Below are 16,843 nucleotides of genomic sequence, written 5' to 3'. Positions count from 1 at the left end.
GGACACTAGCGTGGCGGGTATGCCTGGGCTAGCTGGTGGTGACGGAACCGTTGTCTGGACCGATAGGTTCCTCGACTACACCTGGACGCCGGAGCATCCGATGCGCCCGGCCCGGCTCGAATTCACCATGGCGCTCGCCGAGGGACTCGGACTGCTCGACGGTGTGGAGCGGCTCACCCCGGCCGCCGCCGGGGAATCGGACCTGCTGCGGGTGCACACCCACGATTACATCGAGGCGGTCAAGCACGCCCAGCAACCGCCCGGCCCGGTTCCCGACGCCCCGCCCTACGGACTCGGCTCGGCCGACAACCCGGTGTTCCCGCACATGCACGAGGCGGCGTCGGTCATCGTGGGCGGCACGCTGGCCGCCGCCCGCGAGATCGCGGCCGGGCGCACCCGGCGGGCGGTCAGCATCGGTGGTGGCATGCATCACGCCATGCCGGCCTCGGCAGCGGGGTTCTGTGTGTACAACGATGTAGCGGTGGCCATTTCGTGGTTGCTGGACAACGGTTTCGACCGCATCGCCTACATCGACGTGGACGTGCATCACGGCGACGGCGTGCAGCGCGTGTTCTACGGTGACCCGCGCGTGCTGACCGTGTCCATCCACCAGCATCCGGCGACGCTGTGGCCCAATACCGGCTGGCCCGAGGAGACCGGGGTCGGCGCGGCCGAGGGCACCGCCATCAACCTGCCGATCCTGCCCGGCACCCGGGACCCGCTGTGGCTGCGCGGTTTCCACGCCGTGGTGCCGGGCGCGCTGGCCGCGTTCCGGCCGCAGATCGTGATCAGCCAGTGCGGTGTCGATACCCATCGCGAGGACCCGCTCGCCGATCTCGAGCTCAGCGTCGACGGTCAGCGCGCGGCCTTCGTGGCCATGCGCGAGCTGGCCGACCGCTATGCCGAGGGCCGCTGGCTCGCGGTCGGCGGCGGCGGTTACGGACTGATCCGGGTGGTGCCGCGGGCCTGGACACACCTGCTGGCCACGGCCCTGGGCCGCAGCGTCGATCCGGACACCCCGACGCCACCGCAATGGCGTGAGCTGGTGGGCCGCTACGCGCCCACCATCGCCGCGCCCGAGACCATGGGCGACGGCGCGGACACCACCTTCGCCCGCTGGGACGGCCCCGGCGGTGGCCGCGAGACCGGCGACGAGCGCGCCGACCGCGCCCGCCGAGCCCTGGACACATCCGTATTGGCAACGCGCCGGGCGAGTTTCGGCCTGCTCGGCCTGGATCCGGAGGATCCCCGTGACTGACCCCGACCACCCCACCCCGCCGCCGGGCCGTGGCGTTACGCCGCCGCCGGGCAACGGCATGACCTCGCCGCCGGGCAACACCATCACCGCGCAGTCCGGCAACGGCCGTGCGGCGGCGTCCTCCGCGTCCGGCGGCGCGGTCGAACCCGCGGCCGCCGCACCTCCGCCGTTGCCGCCGGACACCCCGGGCACACCGGTGAATCCGCCTCCGCCGCCGGAACATTGGTTCGCGGATGTGCTCGCGTCGGACGGCGGTGTGGTGCGATTGCGCCCCATCACCGCCGCGGACGCGCAGGCGCTCGAGCGTTTCCACGGGGGGCTGTCGGACCGCACCCGGTACCTGCGCTACTTCGGGCCGTATCCGCGCATGACACCGAAGGATCTGTACCGCACCACGCACGTGGACTATCGGGATCGGGTCGGGCTGGTGATCGAGCTCGGCGAGGAGATCATCGCGGTGGGCCGCTACGAGTATCTGGCCGAGCGGTCCGGGGCGCGGGCGGCCGAGGTGGCGTTCGTGGTGGACGACGGGCATCAGGGCCGGGGACTGGGCTCGATCCTGCTCGAGCATCTGGCGGGCGCGGCGGCCGAGAACGATATCGAGACCTTCGTGGCCGAGGTGCTGGCCGAGAACAACGCCATGGTGCAGGTGTTCCGCGACGCCGGATATCAGGTGCAGCGCAGCCACGACGGGTCGGTGCTGCATCTGGAGTTCGCCATCGACCCCACCGAAGCCCTGCTCTCGGTGCGGGATTCGCGTGAGCGCGCCTCGGAGGCCCGCAGTGTGGGGAACCTGTTGTCGCCCAGGTCCATCGCGGTGATCGGCGCGACGCCCTCGACCACCCGGGTGGGCGGCGCGGTGCTGGCCAACCTGCTCTCGGGCGGCTATCAGGGGCCGGTGTACCCGGTGAACCGGCGGCGCACCGCGGTGCGCGGGGTGCGGGCCTATCCGACCGTGCGCGACATTCCCGACGAGGTCGATCTGGCGGTGATCGCGGTACCCGCCGCCGAGATCGGCTCGGTGCTCGACGACTGTATGGCCAAGGGCGTCAAGGGCCTGGTGGTGCTGACCGCCGGATTCTCCGAATCCGGGCCGCGCGGTTACGAGGCCGAGCGGGAACTGGTCGACGCCGCCCGCGCGCACGGCATGCGGGTGGTGGGCCCGAGCGCGCTCGGCATCGCCAATAGCGATCCGGCCATCGCCCTGAACGCCACCCTCGCGCCGGTGCTGCCCGGACGTGGGCGCATCGGATTCTTCTGCCAGTCCGGTCCTTTGGGCGCGGCCATCCTGGGCGAGGCGGCGGCGCGGCAGCTGGGCCTGTCCACCTTCGTATCGGCCGGTAACCGCGCCGATGTGTCCGGCAACGACCTCATGCAGTACTGGGACAGCGATCCCGACACCGACGTGGTGCTGCTGTACCTGGAGACCTTCGGCAATCCGCGCAGGTTCTCCCGCATCGCGCGCCGGGTCGCCCACACCAAACCCATTGTGGCCGTGAACAGCGGCCGCAATGTGGCCCGCATGGACGGCGACCGCGACCTGGACCGGTCGCTGGTGCGCAATCTGTTCGCGCAGGCCGGCATCATCCAGGTCGATTCCATCACCGAGCTTTTCGACTGCGCCATGCTGCTGGCCTACCAGCCGCTGCCCGCCGGTCCGCGGCTGGCGGTGATCGGCAACAGTGCCGCGCTGAGCTGGCTGGCGGTCGACGCGGCCCGCGGTGAGGGACTCGAGGTGGGCGAGCCCATCGACCTGGGCCCGCAGGCGAGTCCGGCCGACTATCTGACCGCGGTCGCCGCGGCCGTCACCGACCGGGCGGTGGACGCGGTCATCGTGATCTACTCCCCGCCGGTGCCCGCCGCCATCGCCTCCTTCACCGAGGCCATTCGCTCCGGGGCCCAGTCCGATCCGGCCACACCGGTGCTGACCACCTTCGTCGCCGACCAGGGGATGCCCAACCTGCTCGCGACGCGCGGGCTGGGCGGCGTGCTCGAGCGCGGATCCATTCCCTCCTACGGCGATCCCGAGCGTGCGGCGCGGGCGCTGGCGCGGGTGCGGCGCTACGCCGACTGGCGCACCCGGCCGTTGTCGCCCATTGCCCGCCCCGGCGGTGTCGATACCGCGCGGGCGCGGGAACTGGTGGCGCAGTGGATGTCCGACGAGACCGCGCACTGGCTGAGCGATCTGCAGGCCGCGGAACTATTGGGCTGTTACGGAATTCAGGTGGTGGAGTTCCGCGAGGTGCGTGACGCCGACGCCGCGGTGGCCGCCGCCCACGGGCTGGACTACCCGGTAGCGGCCAAGGCCACCGGCGAGATGTGGCGCAATCGGCCGGATCTCACCGGCGTCCGCCTGGATCTGTGGCGGGCCGACGCGGTGCGCCGGGCCTTCACCGACCTCAGCGAGATCTCCGGCAATCCCGTGCACATTCAGCGCATGGCCACCAAGGGTGTCGGCTGTACCTTTCGGGTGCAGGACGACCCGTCGTTCGGCTCGGTCATCAGTTTCGGGCTGTCCGGCACGATCATCGACCTGCTGGGCGACCGGGTGTACCGGGCGTTGCCGCTGACCGAGGCCGAATCCGCCGAACTCATCGACGCCCCGCGCGCGGCCCCGCTGCTGTCGGGCACGGTGGGCGGCCGCGATATCGGCAAGCCGGTGGACAAGGGCGCGCTGGCCGAACTGGCGCAACGGATCTCGGCGCTCTGCGACGACCTGCCCGAGGTGCGGGAGTTGCAGTGCGAACCGGTGCTGGCCTCGCCCGAAGGCGCGGCGGTGCTGTACGGACGGGTGCGGATCGGGCCGGAACCCAACCGGTTCGACGTCGGCCCGCGCCGAATGGGTTGAGCGGCCGTCACATTCGGCCGGGCGACAGGACAGAAGCGAACGCTTCGGAGAGGTGAACGTAGTGCAGGAAAACAGGATCGAGACGGCCACCGCGCCACTGCGCGACGATATCCGGTTCCTCGGCGGGAGCCTCGGCGACACCATTCGCGATCACGAGGGCGCGGACATCTTCGACCTGATCGAGCGGGTCCGGGTGGAGGCCTTCCGGATTCGCCGCTCCGAGGTGGAGCGCAGCGCGGTGGCCGACATGCTGCGCGATGTCGACATCCGCACCGCCCTCCCGGTGATCCGCGCCTTCAGCCACTTCCTGTTGCTGGCCAATCTGTCCGAGGACCTGCAGCGCGATCGGCGGCGCGCGGTGCACGTGGCGGCGGGGGAGCCGCCGCAGGAATCCAGCCTGGCCGCCACCTATCGCAAGCTCGACGCCACCGGCCCGGCCGGGGACGCGGTGGCCGATCTGCTCGCCGACGCCCTGGTGTCACCGGTCATCACCGCGCACCCGACCGAGACGCGCCGGCGCACCATCTTCGATGTGCAGGGCCGGATCACCGAGCTGATGCGGCAGCGGCAGCGCTACAACCGCTACGAGCCGGAGTTCGCCGAGCTCGAGGTCGATATCCGGCGGCAGGTGCTGCAACTGTGGCGGGCCGCGCTGATCCGGCTGGCGCGCTTGCGGATTCAGGACGAGATCGAGGTCGGGCTGCGCTACTACGACCTGACGCTGTTCGATGTCATCCCGCGCATCAACGATCAGGTGCGCGCGGCGCTGCGCTCGCGCTGGCCCGGGCACGAACTGCTGAGCCGTCCGATCCTGCGTCCGGGTTCCTGGATCGGCGGCGATCGCGACGGCAACCCGTTCGTCACCGCCGAGGTGGTGCACCGCGCCACCCACCGCGCCGGTGCGATGGCCTTCGACCGCTACCTGAAATCCCTGGTGGAGCTGGAGAAGACGCTGTCGCAGTCGGCGCGGCTGGTGCCGGTGACACCCGAGCTCGCGGCCATCGCCGATGCGGGATACGACGATTCGCCCCAGCGTGCCGACGAGCCCTACCGCCGCGCCATCCGCGGGATCCGAGCCCGGCTCAGCGCCACGGCCTGCCGGTCGCTGGGTGAGATCCCCGCCGACGGAATCGATGTCGGCGCCCAGCCCTACGCCGGACCCGACCAGCTGCTGGCCGATCTGAACACCGTCGACGCTTCCATGCGCGCCTCCGGCGACGGACTGCTGGCCGACGATCGGCTGGCCGCGCTGCGCGCCGCCGTGGAGACCTTCGGCTTCCACCTCCAGGGCCTGGACATGCGCCAGAACTCCGAAACCCACGAGCAGGTGGTGGCCGAGCTGTTCGCCTGGGCCGGAGTGCATTCCGACTACGCGTCACTGGACGAGGCCGCGCGGGTCGAGCTGCTGTCGGCCGAACTGACCGCGCGCCGACCGCTGGTCGGCCCCACCGCCCGGCTCAGCGAGCTGGCCGCCAAGGAACTCGCGGTGGTGCGTGCGGCCAAGACCGCGCTCGACGACCTGGGCCCGGCCACCGTGCCCAACTACATCATCAGCATGTGCACCTCGGTCAGCGACATGCTCGAAGCCGCACTGCTGCTGAAGGAGGCGGGCATTCTCGATCCGGGCGACGCGCAGACCCCGCCGTCCAGCCCGGTCGGGGTGGTGCCGCTGTTCGAGACCATCGACGACCTGCGTGCCGGGGCCGAGATCCTTTCCGCCGCGCTGGAAGTGCCCGCCTATCAGCGGCTGGTGGCCGCGCGCGGCGGGCAGCAGGAGGTCATGCTGGGCTACTCCGACTCCAACAAGGACGGCGGGTATCTGGCCGCCAACTGGGCGCTGTATCGCGCCGAGCTGAACCTGGTGGACGTGGCCCGCAAGACCGGAATCCGATTGCGGCTCTTCCACGGTCGCGGCGGCACCGTGGGTCGCGGCGGTGGCCGCAGCTACGACGCCATCCTGGCCCAGCCCGCCGGCGCGGTGCGCGGCGCGCTGCGACTGACCGAGCAGGGCGAGGTCATCTCCACCAAGTACGCCGACCCGAGCACCGCCTACCGCAATCTGGAGGCGCTGGTCGCGGGCACCCTGGAGTCCACCCTGCTCGATGTCGAGGGCCTGGGCTCCGATGCCGAGCCCGCCTACGAAATGCTGGACGAGCTGGCCGAATCGGCTCGCGCGGCCTACTCGAAGCTGGTGCACGAGACGCCCGGTTTCGTCGACTACTTCCGTGCCTCCACCCCCATCGCCGAGGTGGCCGACCTGAATCTGGGCAGCCGCCCGGCCTCGCGCAAACCCACCAGCTCCGTCTACGACCTGCGCGCCATCCCGTGGGTCATGGCCTGGAGTCAGTCCCGAGTCATGCTGCCGGGCTGGTACGGCACCGGCACCGCGGTCGAGCAGTGGATCGGTGACGACCCGGCGCGGCTGGCCACGCTGTCGGATCTCTACCGCCGCTGGCCGTTCTTCCGCACGGTGCTCTCGAACCTGGCCCAGGTGATGGCCAAGGCGGACATGGACATCGCCGCCGCCTACGCCGACCTGGTCCCGGACCGGGCGTTGCGCGACAAGGTCTTCGGCATGATCTGCGACGAGTACTCGCGCACCGTGCGCATGCACGTCGCCATCACCGGCACCGAGGAACTGCTCGCCGACAACCCGGCCCTGGCCGAGTCCATCCACAACCGCTTCCCGTACCTGGAGCCGCTGAACCAGCTCCAGGTCGAGCTGCTACGCCGCCGCCGCGCGGGCGACACCTCCGAACTCGTCGAGCGCGGCATCCTGCTCACCATGAACGGCCTGGCCACCGCGCTGCGCAACTCGGGCTAAAAATACATGTGGCGGGCGCTGACCACCCCGGAACTCATGGGGCAGTGGATGATGCGGCCCATCGGCTTCGAGCCGGTGGTGGGCAATGTCTTCGAGATGAAGACCCGTGCCATTCCGGGGCGGAACTTCTCCGGCGAGATCCGCGGCGAGGTACTGGAACTCGTCGCGGCGGTTGGGAGGGCATGCTCGACAACCTGGAAACCGTGATCGCCGGTCTGACCGATTGACCGGACCATCCGGCGGGCATATCGTCTGAGACAGTCCGTCGAACAAGGTGGTCCCATGTTGTCCCGTCTGACCCGACGTCCGGCCGAGCTCGTGCACACCACGACCGCCACCGGAGTCCGCGACGAGCTCACGTTGTTCATCGCCGCCCCGCCCCGGCAGCTGTGGGACCTCGTCTCCGATATCAACCAGATGAAGCGGTGGAGTCCGGAAAATGTCGGCGCGCAATGGCTGAGCCCGGTCCGCGAACCGACCCCCGGCGCCTGGTTCGTCGGCTTCAACCGCATCGGCCCGATCCCGTGGGCCACCCCGTGTGAGGTCACCATCGCCGACGCGCCCCGGCATTTCGAATTCCGGGTCCATCTCATCGGCACCAGCTGGGGCTATCTGCTCGAGCCCGTCGAGGGCGGCACACTCGTCACCGAATACCGCGAATGGCCCCACACCGCACCGCTTTCGAAGCTGCTGCGCCTGTCCGGCCCGCTCGGCCGCCCCCGCGACAATCTCGCACTGGACGGGCTGTACCGCTCCGTGTACCGCCTCAAGGCGCTCGCGGAAGCGGCACAGCCCGGCCCGGAGTCTCGCGACGATTAGCGATCAGTTGTTTCGGCCGGGTCGGCGGTGAAGGCGGCCGCGTGGTCGCGCACCCAGTCGGCGTAGGACCGCGGGGTGCGGCCCAGCGCCCGTTCGAGATCGCCGGTCACGCCCTCGTCGCCGCCCGCCCGCACAAAGGCCTGCCCGGCGAGCGCGCCGTCGGCGAATTCCTCGGACATGCCTGCGCCGAGCATGAATTCGCGCGCCTGCGCCTCGGACACCTCGGCGACACCGACCTCGACACCGAGCGCGGCGGCCAGTGCCGCCGCCCTGGTCATGGGTGCTCACGACCTCGGGGCCGGTGAGGGTGTACACCTGCCCGGCGTGCGCCTCCGACTGCAGCGCCGCCACCGCGACCTCGGAGACATCGCGCGGATCGACCACGCCCTGCCCGGCGGTTCCGGTCATATTCGGCACCGGGCTGCCCCGCCCCCAGCATGGCCGCCCAGCTGAGCGTGTTCGACGCGAAACTGCTGGGCCGCAGGATCGTCCAGGCCACTCCGCTTTCGCGCACCGCCTGCTCGCCGGGCAGATGCCAGGTGCCCACCCGCCCCAGTTCCGGATCGCCGGCGCCGATGGCGGACAGCTTCACCAGCCGCCGCACCCCGGCCGCGCGAGCCGTGGCGACCAGCGCCCGATCCAACTCGACATAGTCGGGGCCGAGCAGCCCGACCAGGAATGCCGCCTCCGCGCCGTCGAACGCGGCGGCCATGGATGCGGCGTCGGTGTAGTCGCCGCGCACCACCTCGACCTCGGCGGGCAGCCTCGCCCGTTCCGGATCCCGGGTCACCGCACGAACTTTCACACCCCGCTCGGTCAACAGCCGGACGACTTCACTGCCGATGGTGCCCGTGGCACCGGTGATAACGATCATGCTCACCAGCCTGCCGAGCCCGCATCCTGCGGCGATAGGAAAAACCGGCACGACCGCGGCCCACGAAACCGCCTAGAGTCGACCGGGTGAGCATCGCGCAACTCCCGGCCTCCGTGGTCACCGCCGACGACCTCGAGGACCGCCTCGATCCACCGGATTCGCTGCGCCCGTGGATCACCGAGATCGCGCACATCCCGACGGTCCGCCCCGCCGAGCGGGCCTTCACCCACGTGCCGCAGGCGGTCACCACGATCGTGCTGCGCACCGAGGAATCCGGCCGCCGAGACGCCCTGGTCGTGGGCCCGCGCACCCGCGCCAGCTACGCCAATCCGAGCAAACCGGCCGGTTGCACCCGAATCCGCCTGGCCCCCGGCGCTGCCCAGCCCCTACTCGGCCTGCTTGCCGCCGACCTCACCAACCGCGTCACCATGCTCGCCGACTTGCCCGGCACCGCCGCCGATCTCGCCGCTGCCCTGACCGAACTGGCCTCCGACGACATCGTGGCATTCCTGGAATCGGAACTGCCGAAACGCCTCTCCGAGGACCCCACCCGCCGCGCCCACTGTCGTCTGCTCGGCACGGCGGTCGCCGCCATGGACACCGCCGCCCCATCACCGACCTGGCCGCCACCCTCGCCGTCAGCGAACGACAGCTCCGCAACCTGTTCACCGCCGGAATCGGTGTCTCGTCCCAGCATTACGCCCGCATCACCCGAATCCGCCAGGTCCTCGCCACCGCGGGCAACACCCCCTGGTCGCACCTGGCAGCGGCCGGCGGCTTCTACGACCAGTCGCACCTGACGGCGGATTTCCGCTCCCTCATGGGTGTCCCGCCCACCGCCTACTTCCGTGGCGACATCCCCGCCCCCACCCCTTGTCAGTCGTTGATCCGTATACCGAACCGACCGTGACCGCTGGAATTCCGGTCGGTCGGTTAGATCAGGGCGGGGAGGGGTTGGGTTTCGGTTGCGGGATAGACGGATTCGACCACGGCGGTCAGGCGGATGCGGGAGGCGCCGAGGTGACCGGTGAAGACGCGGCGGCCGGCGGAGATGTCGCGGTCGTCGGTGGCGTCGGTGAGGGTGAGGGCGCGGGCCCAGGTGAGGAGTTGGGTGTTGGATTCGGCGGCGGGGAGGTCGGGGTGGACGGTGCCGCAGAATTCGGCGTCGGTGCCGGTCGCGTCCAGGCGGGCCCGGCAGTCCCACATCCAGCTCACCGGCGGTAGCGAAGTCCCGGCGACCTCGCTGGCGTAGGAGTTCACCAACTGCGACAGGGTGTCGATGGCAATCATCGTCAGCGAATCGGTCACGTGCGCCAGAGTCCCACTCCCGAGAGCTACTGGCGCGCAACTTCACTCGCGCCCGCGTGTCGGTGGCACGAAAGGGCAGGCATACCACGCAAATCGCGCGATCCCGTGCACAAAAACGCCGACCGACTCAGGCCCGGAGGGGGACGTACGGGCGGTGAGCCGGTCGGCGGAATCGGGCCAGCGCCTCGAAGATGGCCCGACGTTGGGGGTGGAGCCGTGCAGGGGGTCCGGCTCCACCGGGGTGACTAGCTGGCGTAGGCGCGCAACCGGTCGGCGCGCTCACCCTTGCGGAGCTTGGACATGACCTCGCGCTCGATCTGGCGGACGCGCTCGCGGGACAGGCCGAAGAGCTTGCCGATCTGGTCGAGAGTGCGCGGCTGGCCGTCGTCGAGGCCGTAGCGCAGGCGGATGACCTGCTGTTCGCGCTCGTCCAGGGTGGCCAGGACGGTGCGGACATCGCGGTGCAGCAGCCCGGCGATCACGGCGCTCTCGGCGGAGGTGGCCTCGGAGTCCTCGATGAAGTCGCCCAGCGGGGCCTCTTCGTCATTGCCGACCGGCATGTCCAGCGATACCGGGTCGCGGCTGTGGTCGAGCAGATCGGCGATCTTGTCGACCGGGATGCCGGACTCGCGCGAGAGTTCCGCGTCGGTGGCCTCGCGGCCGAGCTGCTGGTGCAGTTCGCGCTTGATGCGGGCCAGCTTGTTCACCTGCTCGACCAGGTGGACGGGGAGGCGGATGGTGCGGGACTGATCGGCCATGCCGCGGGTGATGGCCTGACGGATCCACCATGTCGCGTAGGTCGAGAACTTGAAGCCCTTGGTGTAATCGAACTTCTCCATGGCGCGGATCAGACCCAGGTTGCCCTCCTGGATCAGGTCCAGCAGCGGCATGCCGCGACCGGTGTAACGCTTGGCGAGGGAGACCACGAGGCGGAGGTTGGCTTCCAGCAGGTGCTGGCGGGCGGCCTGACCCTCGCGAACCAGGATCGCCAGATCCTTATTCTTCGGGGCGGACAGGCGTTTGCTCGTCTCCAGCAGGTGCTGAGCGTAGAGGCCCGCCTCGATGCGCTTGGCCAGCTCGACCTCGTCGGCAGCCGTGAGCAGCGCCGTCTTGCCGATCCCGTTCAGGTACACGCGTACCAGGTCGGCGGCGGGGCTCTGGGCGTCGAGGTCTTGTTCGCTGGTGCGCACGTCAGTGGTGGCGGGGCTTGTCATGACTTGCCTCCTGTCGGTGGTGTCTCGCTCCGTTCAACGGACCCGACATCAGGAAAGTTCCCCGCACCGAAGCCGGTAAACCGCACCTGAGCTGCGGTTTTTACGGCGCACGTCTGAGAAGTTCCTGAGAAGCGCGTATTATTCGGAACTCGCGCTCCCCGGCGGACGGCCCTCGGTGTCCGGGTGGTTGCCACCGCCGGGCTCGAACTTCCTGACGCGACAAGCGAATACGTGCGGACCAGCTGTGTATGGGACTTACCCGGGCGTCAGGGTTCGAGCACAAAAGAAAGCGGTGCGCGGGCTGCCCGCATTCCCGGCTCGTGCCGCATCGATATGCGGGCGACATGCGATCGTGACTGACCTCACCGCCGCTCAGGGGCGGTTTCCGGGGGCCGGGCTAGCGCGGGTGGATCAGGCCGTGGCGAACCAGACCGGCCACCACGGTCATGGCCGCGGTCTCGAATTCGGGGGTGGCGGCCTCGCCGGTGTCGCCGAAGGCCAGCAGGTCGATGAGTTCGCGCAGCGGCAGGCCGTCGGGGCGCATGCCGGCCAGCAATGCCGCGGTGGTGTCGTCGACCTCGTGCTGCCAGCGCGGGCCGTCGCCGCGGTGCAGCCGGGCCACCCGCTGGTCCCAGCCCTCATCGCCGGGCAGATAGACGCGTTCGAGAGCGGTGGCCGGATCGATCTCGTAGCGGGAGTCGAGGATGAGGTCCGGGTCGGCGGCCGCGGCACGCAACCAGGCCGAGCGCTCGAAGTAGGCCAGCGCCTCCGGGCCCAGCGGGTCGTCGAAGCCGTGGGTCAGGTCCTCGGCGAGCAGTTCGGTCGGGCCGTCGATGGCGCGCAGGTAGACGAAGCCGAATCCGATGCCCTCGACCTCGGCCTCGCGGAAGGCGTCCAGCCAGCGTTCGGCGCGCGCCTGGGCGGCGCCCTCGCGCGGGTCCAATCCGGCGTCGCGCAGCCAGGTTCCGACATAGAGGGCGGGATCGGCGATGTCGCGCTGCACGATCCAGGCGTCGATGCCGTGATCGGGCAGCCAGCTCGCGACGCGGCTGCGCCAGTCCTGGCCCGCGATATGGACCCAGGAGGCGAGTAATGCCGCGGTGCCGCCCGGATTCAACATGTCCGGGATTCCGGAGATGACCAGTTCGCTGGCCCCGTCGAGGGCCAGGCCGGAGTCCCGGTAGGTGTGCTCGACCCGGGCCGGGCCCACGACGAACGGGGGATTGGCCACCACCTGATCGAAGCGGCGGCCCGCGACCGGCTCGAACCAGGAACCCTGCAGCAGTTCGATATCCAGGCCGTTGAGGGCGGCGGTGGCCTCGGCCAGCCACAGGGCGCGCTCGTTGAGATCGGTGCCGGTGACCCGGTGGCCGTAGGCGGCCGCCTGCAGGGCCTGCACGCCGCAGCCGGTGCCGAGGTCCAGGACGGTGCCGACCTTCTCGGTCGGGGTGGCGCGCAGCAGCGACAGCGAGGCCTGGCCGACGCCGAGCACGTGATCGGTGTCGAGGCTGCGGCGGCGCATGGAGTCGTCGAGGTCCGAGAGCACCCAGCGGGTGCCCGCGCCCAGGTCTAGCGGCCGCAGGTCCAAGGCCGCGCGGACCTCGCTGCCGTCGTGCTCCAAAAGCCCGGCGGCCACTGCACGTTCGATGGACACCGGTGAAAGCGCCGCTGCCGCTTCGGCTTCGGTGATCGGGTCGCCGAGCAGCAGCAGGCGCACCAGGGTGCCGAGCTCGCCGAGGTCGGCGGCGGCGCGGCGGACGGGGACGGGCTCGCCGCGGCCGAGGGCGGCGTGGGCGGCATCGCCGAGCGCCTCGAGGAGGGCGTCCGCGTCGTAGCGGACGCGGGTCAGCGCCGCGCGTAGGTCGGGCGCGAGGTCGGCGAGCAGGGACGAGGTGTTGGTCGTCAAGCGCGGAACGACGGAGCGATTCGTCGGCATAGCTGGGAACTCTGCCATCGCGGCCGGATGGACTTCGGTACCGGGCCCGGTTCGCGGAGCGGGATCGCGGGGAAACCGGTTGGTTGCTGGTCCACGCCTACCGGTATCTCGGCCGCATCGATCGACGAATCTGGCATTTCACCTGCGGTTATTCGGCCCGCCCGGGGTGTCCCCGGTTGCTACCGTGACCTGGATCACCAGGAGGTGTCGCAGTTGACAACTGAAACCCAAACCGGCGGACCGTCACCCGACTGGACCGAGGTCTACGACAGCCCCGAGTTCCAGCGCCTGCGTTCCCGCTTCCGGCGCTTCGTCTTCCCGATGACCGCCCTGTTCCTGGCCTGGTACGCGCTGTATGTGCTGCTGGCCGACTACGCGCACCACTTCATATCCCAGCAGGTGGCCGGGAACATTACCGTCGGCCTCGTCTTCGGCCTGCTGCAGTTCCTTTCGACCTTCGTCATCACCGGCCTGTACGTGCGCTACGCCGACCGGACCCTGGACCCGATGGCCGAGCGGATCCGCGCCGCACTGGAAGGAGAGGCGCAATGAACGCGTATCTGGCGGCCGCTGTCGAAGGCAGTCGGCCCGGGCTCAATATCACCATCTTCGCGATCTTCGTCGTCATCACGCTCGGCATCGTGGTGTGGGCCAGCTGCGACAACCGCACGGCCGCCGACTATTACGCGGCCGGGCGGGCCTTCTCCGGGGTGCAGAACGGGATCGCCATCTCCGGCGACTACCTGTCCGCGGCCAGCTTCCTCGGCATCGCCGGGGCCATCGCCGTGTACGGCTACGACGGGTTCCTCTACTCCATCGGATTCCTGGTGGCCTGGCTGGTGGCGCTGCTGCTGGTCGCCGAATTACTGCGCAATACGGGCAATTCACGCTCGGGGACGTGCTGGCCTTCCGCATGCGGCAGCGGCCGGTGCGGGCCGCGGCGGCCACCTCGACGCTGGCGGTGAGCCTGTTCTATCTGCTCGCGCAGATGGCGGGCGCGGGTGTGCTGATCGCGCTGCTGCTGGGCGTATCCAGTTCGGCGGGGCAGAATCTCGTGATCGCCATCGTCGGCGCGATCATGATCGTCTACGTGCTCGTCGGCGGTATGAAGGGCACCGCCTGGGTGCAGATCGTGAAGGCGGTGCTGCTGATCGCGGCGGCCGCGGCCATGACGGTGTGGGTGCTGGGGCGCTACGACTTCAACCTGTCGAATGTGCTGGCCGACGCGGTGAACCATGGCGGCAAGACCGGCGCGAAGCTGCTCGAGCCGGGCTTCAAGTACGGCAAAACCGACACCAGCAAGATCGACTTCCTTTCCCTCGCACTGGCTCTCGTGCTCGGCACCGCGGGCCTGCCCCATGTGCTGATGCGGTTCTACACCGTGCCGACCGCCAAGGACGCGCGCCGGTCGGTGGTGTGGGCGATCGGGCTGATCGGTGTCTTCTATCTGTTCACCCTCGTGCTCGGCTACGGCGCGGGCGCGCTGGTCGGGCCGGAGAGGATCGCCAAGGCCCCGGGCAAGGAGAACGCGGCCGCGCCGCTGCTGGCCCTGGAACTGGGCGGCCCGATCCTGCTGGGATTCGTTGCGGCCGTGGCGATCGCGACGATCCTGGCGGTGGTCGCGGGCCTGACCATCACCGCCTCGGCGTCCTTCGCGCACGACGTGTACGCCAATGTGATCAAGCGCGGCAAGGTGCGTGAGGACGGCGGTCGGCTGGACAACCGGGACAGCGAGGTGTGGGTCGCGCGCATCACCGCGGTGGTGATCGGCGCCCTGGCCAGCGTCGGCGGCATCCTGGCAAAGAACCAGAACGTGGCATTCCTTGTGGCCCTGGCATTCGCGGTGGCAGCCTCGGCAAACCTACCGACCATTTTGTATTCGCTCTTCTGGCGGCGCTTCAACACCGCCGGTGCACTATGGAGCATCTACGGCGGCCTCGCCGTCACGATCGTCCTGATCGTGTTCTCACCGGCCGTCTCCGGCTCACCCTCCGCCATGATCAAATCCCATGACTTCCACGTCTTCCCACTGTCGAACCCCGGGCTCGTGTCCATCCCGGTTTCGTTCGCTCTGGGCTGGCTGGGGACCGTGCTTTCGAAGGAGCGGGACGGCATCAAGTATGCGGAGATGCAAGTGCGGTCGCTGACCGGCACCGGAGCGGAAAAGGCTGTGCAGCACTGACGTCCGAATAAAGTGGCGGAAAGTTCGCTGAAAGGCGTTTCAGAATTTCAAGATCAACAATTTGAAGATCAAAAATACTGGCCCGCAACGAGGTTGGGCTGTGTATGCTATTGATCATGCACGGCCCCACTACGAGGTGGGATGACGGCGAGGCGGTGTCGTATTGGACCTCAACAGGCTCCGGATGCGCAGAGCGACTGCTATTGCAATCGCTTTCGGCATACTGGCATTGATGGTCGCAGGGGCGTTAGATCGATTGTTGCTGGGCGTCTTCATGGCGTCCGGTCTGGCACTCGGCTGGGCTAATGCCCGGCTCACCTGGATGTCGATTGTCCGAATCACGGACTCGGAAACACCCAGCAAACAAAAGCTCGCACTGTCCTCGGCGTCGCGCCTGCTCATTCTGACCGGGTTGTCGATTCTGGTGGCATTCCTGACCCGGCCCTACGGCGTCGGAATCTTCTTCGGGCTGGCGCTCTTTCAGTTGGTCCTGGTACTGCACACCGCTCTGCCCGAGGTGAAAGGGCTTCGACAGCAATCATGAGCATCCTCGTTGCTTCTCTCGCCCATCTGTCGGCGCCGATACTGGCCGCCGAGGAATCCTCGGGGGAGTCCAAGATCCACGTGGGCGAGCACGCCCAGGCGCAGCTGTGGGGCCTGACCTTCAATGTGGACACCATCGTGTCCACCGGGGTGGCCGCGCAGATCGTGCTGGGGCTGGACTTCTACCTGCGGATGAAGATCACCTCCGGGGTGCCCAACGGCGTGCAGCTGTTCTTCGAGGCCGTCACCGTCCAGATGCGCAATCAGGTGGAGACGGCGATCGGCATGAAGATCGCGCCGTTCGTGCTGCCGCTGGCGGTCACGCTGTTCACCTTCATCCTGCTGTCGAACTGGTTGTCGGTCTTGCCCGTTCAGTACGGTTCGGGGGAATTGATCGCGCCGCCGGCGTCGGATTTCAACTTCACGCTCTCGCTGGCGCTGTTCGTATTCCTGCTTTATCACGCCGCCGGCGCCTACCGGCGCGGCCCGGGCGGGCACGTGAAACAGTTACTCAAGGGTCACACCGGTTGGGGGCCCATGGTTTTGATCAATGTGGTCGAGGAAATCGCCAAACCGTTGTCGCTGTCGTTGCGACTTTTCGGCAACATGTTCGCGGGCGGCGTCATGGTTTCGGTGATCACGTTGTTCCCCTTCTGGATCAGCTGGGGTCCGAATGCCATCTGGAAGATCTTCGACCTGTTCGTCGGAGCCATTCAGGCATTCATCTTCGCCCTGCTGACCATCCTCTACTTCAGCCAGTCGATGTCGCTGGAGAGTGAACACCACTGAGCGGCCCCAGCCGTTCTGTGTTGCAACCATTTTGCAAAAGGAAGTGAACAATGGCAGACCCAGCAACCGCGAGTATCGTCCAGGGCGCTCTCATCGGCGGCGGCATCATCCTGGCGGGCGGTGCCATCGGCGCGGGCATCGGTGACGGTCTGGCCGGTGCCGCGTTGATCAATGGCGTCACCCGGCAGCCGGAGGCGGAAGGCCGCCTGCGCGTCAACTTCTTCCTGACCGTCGGTCTGGTCGAAGCC

General features: G+C 69.0%; 15 protein-coding genes and 2 pseudogenes. 12 read left to right on the top strand and 5 right to left on the bottom strand.

Features of this window, described 5'->3' with window-relative positions:
- Positions 1-19: 19 nt before the first annotated feature.
- From NS2_RS31070 to NS2_RS31050, 5 genes are all read left to right on the top strand, one after another.
- Positions 20-1,258 carry an acetoin utilization protein AcuC gene (locus NS2_RS31070; RefSeq protein ID WP_033090871.1) on the top strand — a complete coding sequence of 413 codons (1,239 nt, stop codon included), beginning with the start codon at positions 20-22 and terminating at the stop codon, positions 1,256-1,258.
- A 58-nt stretch (positions 1,259-1,316) separates the two neighbouring features.
- Complete coding sequence (locus NS2_RS31065; protein WP_071811743.1) at positions 1,317-4,106, top strand: bifunctional acetate--CoA ligase family protein/GNAT family N-acetyltransferase; 2,790 nt, start codon at positions 1,317-1,319, stop codon at positions 4,104-4,106.
- 61 nt (positions 4,107-4,167) lie between these two features.
- Complete coding sequence (gene ppc, locus NS2_RS31060; protein ID WP_033090870.1) at positions 4,168-6,930, top strand: phosphoenolpyruvate carboxylase; 2,763 nt, start codon at positions 4,168-4,170, stop codon at positions 6,928-6,930.
- Between the two features lie 6 nt (positions 6,931-6,936).
- Positions 6,937-7,137 (top strand): SRPBCC family protein, encoded by a 201-nt coding sequence (locus tag NS2_RS31055; protein WP_052086976.1) that lies wholly within the window; start codon positions 6,937-6,939, stop codon positions 7,135-7,137.
- 75 nt (positions 7,138-7,212) lie between these two features.
- Complete coding sequence (locus NS2_RS31050; RefSeq protein ID WP_052086975.1) at positions 7,213-7,749, top strand: SRPBCC family protein; 537 nt, start codon at positions 7,213-7,215, stop codon at positions 7,747-7,749.
- Here NS2_RS31050 and NS2_RS38030 read toward each other — a convergent pair.
- Together NS2_RS38030 and NS2_RS31045 are read right to left on the bottom strand one after the other, a co-directional pair.
- On the bottom strand, positions 7,746-8,027 hold the full coding sequence (locus tag NS2_RS38030) for a Rossmann-fold NAD(P)-binding domain-containing protein (RefSeq protein ID WP_261772329.1): 282 nt from the start codon (positions 8,025-8,027) through the stop codon (positions 7,746-7,748). The genes NS2_RS31050 and NS2_RS38030 overlap by 4 nt on opposite strands.
- The gene (locus NS2_RS31045) at positions 8,024-8,623 is read right to left on the bottom strand and encodes an SDR family oxidoreductase (RefSeq protein ID WP_228102872.1); all 600 of its coding nucleotides are present in this window, start codon (positions 8,621-8,623) and stop codon (positions 8,024-8,026) included. Before NS2_RS31045 ends, NS2_RS38030 begins: the two co-directional genes overlap by 4 nt.
- Positions 8,624-8,709: 86 nt before the next feature.
- On the opposite strand from NS2_RS31045, the pseudogene NS2_RS38620 reads away from it, so the two are divergent.
- Positions 8,710-9,036: pseudogene (locus NS2_RS38620) on the top strand (DUF6597 domain-containing transcriptional factor); the annotation flags it as partial.
- A complete protein-coding gene (locus NS2_RS38615; protein WP_197707837.1) occupies positions 8,970-9,533 on the top strand; it encodes a helix-turn-helix domain-containing protein in 564 nt (187 codons plus the stop codon). The pseudogene NS2_RS38620 and the gene NS2_RS38615, both read left to right, overlap by 67 nt.
- 23 nt (positions 9,534-9,556) lie before the next feature.
- On the opposite strand, the gene NS2_RS31035 is transcribed toward NS2_RS38615, so the two are convergent.
- From NS2_RS31035 to NS2_RS31025, 3 genes are all read right to left on the bottom strand, one after another.
- Positions 9,557-9,931 carry a hypothetical protein gene (locus NS2_RS31035; protein WP_033090869.1) on the bottom strand — a complete coding sequence of 125 codons (375 nt, stop codon included), beginning with the start codon at positions 9,929-9,931 and terminating at the stop codon, positions 9,557-9,559.
- A gap of 245 nt (positions 9,932-10,176) precedes the next feature.
- Positions 10,177-11,145, bottom strand: a complete 969-nt coding sequence (locus NS2_RS31030) for a sigma-70 family RNA polymerase sigma factor (RefSeq protein WP_033090868.1) — start codon at positions 11,143-11,145, stop codon at positions 10,177-10,179.
- Between the two features lie 397 nt (positions 11,146-11,542).
- Complete coding sequence (locus NS2_RS31025; RefSeq protein ID WP_045439776.1) at positions 11,543-13,081, bottom strand: DUF7782 domain-containing protein; 1,539 nt, start codon at positions 13,079-13,081, stop codon at positions 11,543-11,545.
- A 213-nt stretch (positions 13,082-13,294) separates the two neighbouring features.
- Here NS2_RS31025 and NS2_RS38020 point away from each other — a divergent pair, with 213 nt between their 5' ends.
- From NS2_RS38020 to atpE, 5 genes and pseudogenes are all read left to right on the top strand, one after another.
- A complete protein-coding gene (locus tag NS2_RS38020) occupies positions 13,295-13,633 on the top strand; it encodes a DUF485 domain-containing protein (RefSeq protein ID WP_033090873.1) in 339 nt (112 codons plus the stop codon).
- Positions 13,630-15,263: pseudogene (locus NS2_RS31015) on the top strand (monocarboxylic acid transporter). Before NS2_RS38020 ends, NS2_RS31015 begins: the two are co-directional and overlap by 4 nt.
- 232 nt (positions 15,264-15,495) lie before the next feature.
- Complete coding sequence (locus NS2_RS31010; RefSeq protein ID WP_228102871.1) at positions 15,496-15,807, top strand: hypothetical protein; 312 nt, start codon at positions 15,496-15,498, stop codon at positions 15,805-15,807.
- On the top strand, positions 15,804-16,595 hold the full coding sequence (gene atpB, locus NS2_RS31005; RefSeq protein ID WP_082062760.1) for a F0F1 ATP synthase subunit A: 792 nt from the start codon (positions 15,804-15,806) through the stop codon (positions 16,593-16,595). The genes NS2_RS31010 and atpB overlap by 4 nt, the downstream gene beginning before the upstream one ends.
- Positions 16,596-16,645: 50 nt before the next feature.
- A partial coding sequence (gene atpE / locus NS2_RS31000) for an ATP synthase F0 subunit C (protein WP_045439774.1) occupies positions 16,646-16,843 on the top strand: 198 nt, incomplete at its 3' end.

Source organism: Nocardia seriolae NBRC 15557 (assembly GCF_007990715.1).
GTDB lineage: Bacteria > Actinomycetota > Actinomycetes > Mycobacteriales > Mycobacteriaceae > Nocardia > Nocardia seriolae.
This window is presented reverse-complemented; position numbering and strand designations above follow the sequence as displayed.

Bases quoted from the DNA above. Each gene is read 5' to 3' on its own strand.
- NS2_RS31070 (WP_033090871.1), top strand. From the start codon at position 20: ATGCCTGGGCTAGCTGGTGGTGACGGAACCGTTGTCTGGACCGATAGG.
- NS2_RS31065 (WP_071811743.1), top strand. From the start codon at position 1,317: ATGACCTCGCCGCCGGGCAACACCATCACCGCGCAGTCCGGCAACGGC.
- NS2_RS31055 (WP_052086976.1), top strand. From the start codon at position 6,937: ATGTGGCGGGCGCTGACCACCCCGGAACTCATGGGGCAGTGGATGATG.
- NS2_RS31050 (WP_052086975.1), top strand. From the start codon at position 7,213: ATGTTGTCCCGTCTGACCCGACGTCCGGCCGAGCTCGTGCACACCACG.
- NS2_RS38030 (WP_261772329.1), bottom strand. From the start codon at position 8,027: ATGACCAGGGCGGCGGCACTGGCCGCCGCGCTCGGTGTCGAGGTCGGT.
- NS2_RS31045 (WP_228102872.1), bottom strand. From the start codon at position 8,623: ATGATCGTTATCACCGGTGCCACGGGCACCATCGGCAGTGAAGTCGTC.
- NS2_RS31030 (WP_033090868.1), bottom strand. From the start codon at position 11,145: ATGACAAGCCCCGCCACCACTGACGTGCGCACCAGCGAACAAGACCTC.
- NS2_RS31025 (WP_045439776.1), bottom strand. From the start codon at position 13,081: ATGCCGACGAATCGCTCCGTCGTTCCGCGCTTGACGACCAACACCTCG.
- NS2_RS31010 (WP_228102871.1), top strand. From the start codon at position 15,496: ATGGTCGCAGGGGCGTTAGATCGATTGTTGCTGGGCGTCTTCATGGCG.
- atpB (WP_082062760.1), top strand. From the start codon at position 15,804: ATGAGCATCCTCGTTGCTTCTCTCGCCCATCTGTCGGCGCCGATACTG.